The following is a 4,292-nucleotide window of genomic DNA, read 5'->3' on the forward strand; positions in this document are numbered from 1 at the left end:
CGGAACGAGGACAAACCGGCAAGGTTAAGCGCTGGGATTTAGTTAAGAAATTTGGGTAGAATTCGTTGATTCGTTAATCGTTAATCGTTATTCGCTGTTCGATAATCGGTTAGTTCCACTCCTCCTCGTTCCGGCAGCAGCCCCATCCGGTAAAATCCAGTCACCAGTTTTTGAACTATGATTTTCAGGATTTAAGGATAGCCATGATCTCATTGGAGAGGATCCCAGCGGGATCACCGAACATAGCCCCGTCCTTCAGGGCGGGGTAAATGAGTACCAAGAAATAAAACCTCCACCCGGTGGGTAGCAGTGGCTTTGATGGTTACCGGAGGTTGGGCTTTGTGGATTTACAGAAATTAATTGACGTATCTGTCATTCTCATTTCACGGGAAGCCGGTGCTTCCGAGGCTGCGTTACGAAGGTAGACCTTCGGAAAGAGGATAACGCATGTTAGCTTTCCAGGCTTTTAATTAAATATCGACACGATAAACAATAGCTGAGGGTATATCGTCATCCGGTTCACTAATAACAAATAGGCGGTTGTCCGAAATTATTTCAATTTTTTCTCCGGATGGCAGATAAACTTTACCTAAAGGTTCTCCCTCATAGCTTAAGATCACATACTCGAGCCCTCTTTCAGTTTCGTCAGTCCACAACCAAAAACGATTCGAATCATCCATCTTCACATCCATAAAGGGAGGTTTTATATCACTGATCAATTCACTCATTTTTTCTTGGGTTGACGCGTCATAGTCACCTATATGGTATTCTAAATCCTCTGAGCTGACAAGCCTGTCTGATACATTGAGTTCCAATTCATGCTCTATATTAAGTTCACTATTGTAAATATTGATAGTTCCTTTTTCAGGTCTTGCAATTAAAAATTTTCCGCCAGGCAAAGGCTGAAATGTGTCTGAGTACCGATAAGGTAACTTTGTAATTCTGATTCCGCGACCGTCTAGATCTTCAACAAAATCAGAGTGAACCCTCAGTGAATTTATGGAGTCTCTTACAGCAACGGTATCATTTTTAAGATCAATGATATGAATATTTGAATAGGTGAACTCTGGAGGAACCTGTAAACTTTGCATTGCTTTATTTTCGGAAGAATAAAAGGAATTCAAATCGTTTTCAGCTCGAAATCCATAAAATGAACCCGGGTATCGCTGATTCATAGCCTTTACGTATTGAAAGATCCCATCTTCATCTTGTTGAAAAATCGCAGCATTATATCCGGGATTGTTTGTAGCTATTAAAGTCTCACCGTTGAAATGACTGTGAAACCAGGGGCTAAGTTCGCCCGGCCCCCTCCCATCTCGCGCTACTCTTTTAACATAGTCTCCTTCGGAATTAAATTGATGAATTCCAGGACCTGACCTTTCTGTAATTAAAAGATTTCCATCTTTTGTAGCATAAAAACCATTTAAATTCGAGGCTGCAAAATTTTCCGAATCAGTAATTTTTAGCTCTAATTCCAATTCTATTTCATCTAAGGAAGCGTAATCGATTTTCTGTATCTCTTCATTTTCAGGATTACAGCTAATAAGTATAATAACCAACAGAGCTGGTACTAAATAGTAGAGAGTTTTAAAAGAGATATTAGAGGTAACATTCATAACAAATTTTATTTATTGATGTTTATTGGAAAGCTAACGACACAGCCTGTCTGAATACCGAAGTATTCACGTGCCCAGTTGTAATCTTTCAATTATTACCTTCATTGCCAATTTCACCTAAAGCGGATTCTCGTAACTTAGCCGGATCATATTGTATCCCGTCCTTAATGATCATCACAGTATTTCCTATATCACTTATATTTTGAGAAGGGTCTCCATGAACAACCACAAAATTTGCTAGCTTGCCTACTTCTATCGAACCAAATTCACCCTCTTTCCTTAAAGCTTTAGCAGCGTTTATAGTTGCTGCCTGAATAGCCTCCATTGGCGAAAGACCTGCCTCAACCAAAAGTTCCATCTCACGGTGAAGCCCAAATCCGGGAGTCAGCATTGGTACAACCGGATCAGTACCCGCTACTATAAGCCCCCCTCTGTCGTTGATTTCTTTTAGAAGTATATTCTGTTTAGCAAGAGCATTTGAAATACAATTCTGGATGTCTTTGTTATCCAATACCATTTGTTCCAGCACCAAAATTGATTTCAAGATATCTTCCCTGACATATTGTTGCCATTCAGTGACGGGTTCAAATCCATTTGATATCACTTTTAGAGTGACAATCGTTGGATTTATATAAACACGATTCTCAACGATCTTTTGGATTAAGGATTCTATAGAGGGATCAGTCAGATCAAAGGAAGCATCTTGACAAGCTATACTCTCGGATTTAAAACCAAACTTAAAAAACTCCGGCATGCCAATGATCCCATGTTCAAGTCCGTCAATTCCCAGATCAATGGCTTTAGAAGCCGTAATACTGCCAAGGTGTCCCGTAACTGGAAGGTTATACTGATCTGCCAATTCTATTAATCTACTTAATTCTGCTTCAGTTATACTTGTGTAAACTTTAATTCCATTTATTTTATCCTTCCACAAGTTGAATTGAGATTCTAACTCTTCAATTGAACTGACCCCTCTTATCCAGGGAACTTGAGAAGGAGCATGATCAAAGTAAGGGCCAGAAGTTAAAATATCGGGACCATGCAGTTGCTGAAGACTGATCTTCTTTTGCAGTTCTAATGTCCCTTCTGCATCATATTCACCCGGAGAATAAATTGTTGTAACCCCGCCTGCCAAAAACAGGTTTAAATAGGATTGTTGATTACTAATTGATGAACCTTGATTAGCATACAAATGTCCATGCATATCAATTAGACCGGGAAGAATGGTTAAGTCTGAAATGTCAATTCGGTTGACGCTATCAGAAGCAGAAAGATTCTGACCGATCTCTATAATTTTATCCTCACAAATTAAAATATCCCAGCCCTGTTTTGGTTCAGTACCGGTCCCGTCAATAATCCGACCATTCTCCAGAATTGTACTATTTGTATTGCATTGCGGATATGCAAATTCAATACTACATAGAAGTAGTATTATAGAAGAGGCTAAAAATTTTAATAGAGTCAAATGATTCCCATATGATTTCAAAATGTAGTATAAATGGCACAGGGATTATAAGTTAAAAACGGCTAAAATCTGAACTCCATCAACCTTTCAACTCTCAACTTTCAATTTCACCCCATCACTCTTCACCCTCAAACCCGTCATAACCAAAAGCAAGATCGTACTTACGGAAAGCCCCCAAATAACCACGATCGCCAAATTCTCCCAGAACTCGTTATTGCCGAACAGCATCATAGGGAGCAGTCCGGTGATGGTAGTTACGGTAGTGATCAGTATAGCCCGCATTCGTTTTTTATAGACTTTCATCCAGCATCGTAAACCGAAGATGCCATTTTCATGCTCCAGCTGTTTTTGATGATAGATGAGGATGGCATTGTTCACAACCACCCCGATGCACAGCAATGACCCGGCAATAGCGCCGCGATCAAAGGCAAGATCGTTAGCCAAGGTCCCCAGCATGATCCCAATTATACTGTATGGAACAGCCAGGATCACAAAAATAGGATACTTTATACTTTCCAGCAGTGCCGAGACGATCATCCAAACGCTGAGTAAGCTTAGAATTGCCACAAAGAAAAAGTTTCGGGAGCTGTCGTTATTGCTAAAGCCAAAAAAGCCCCGGCCAAATTGAATGCTTGCTCCCACAGGAACAGGAGTGGTTTCCACAACCTGCTCAATAAAATCCCGGCCCATCTGGTAGTTCCCCAAATAATCCACGCTCACAACCCGCTCGTACGACTGATTGGTCCTGCGAATTTCATTTAACCCGCCTTCCTGAACAATTTCCCCGATCGTGGAAATGTTGAAATTCACGTCCCCGAAAGTTCGGGTTCTATTCATCATATCCTCTTCAAAGGTTTTCTCCCGCTCACTTCGCCCGATCAGGTACATTTCTTGTCCGCCAAATTCTACCCGTCCCACCGTATTTTCGGGATTCAGATCTAAGAGTAAGGTCGAGATCACTTCCCTTCGATCCAGGTTCTTTGCCAGTATCTCTTCCTCATTCAGCTGCAACTTATACTGCCGAAAATCATCCCTTCGGGAATAATAGGAGGAGTTGATATCCACTTCCTGCACGCGGCGACTCGTCTTCAATCTCCGCTCCAGGTCTTTCGCTAAATTCAACAGTTCGTCATACGAATAGCCAGATAGCTGTATGGAGTGATTGGAGTAACTCCCTCCAAATCCGGTACTGATCCCCGGGATATTTAAAC

General features: G+C 41.1%; 3 protein-coding genes. All 3 read right to left on the minus strand.

Going from position 1 to position 4,292, the window contains the following annotated elements; genetic code table 11:
• Nucleotides 1–470: 470 nt before the first annotated feature.
• The gene (locus tag VFM80_RS05670) at nt 471–1,616 is read right to left on the minus strand and encodes a hypothetical protein (protein WP_395070428.1); all 1,146 of its coding nucleotides are present in this window, start codon (nt 1,614–1,616) and stop codon (nt 471–473) included.
• Between the two features lie 88 nt (nt 1,617–1,704).
• Complete coding sequence (locus VFM80_RS05675) at nt 1,705–3,081, minus strand: amidohydrolase family protein (protein WP_395070430.1); 1,377 nt, start codon at nt 3,079–3,081, stop codon at nt 1,705–1,707.
• A gap of 87 nt (nt 3,082–3,168) precedes the next feature.
• A partial coding sequence (locus tag VFM80_RS05680) for an efflux RND transporter permease subunit (protein ID WP_395070432.1) occupies nt 3,169–4,292 on the minus strand: 1,124 nt, incomplete at its 5' end.

Origin of the sequence: Gracilimonas sp. (genome assembly GCF_035704785.1) — a bacterium.
Classification (GTDB): domain Bacteria; phylum Bacteroidota; class Rhodothermia; order Balneolales; family Balneolaceae; genus Gracilimonas.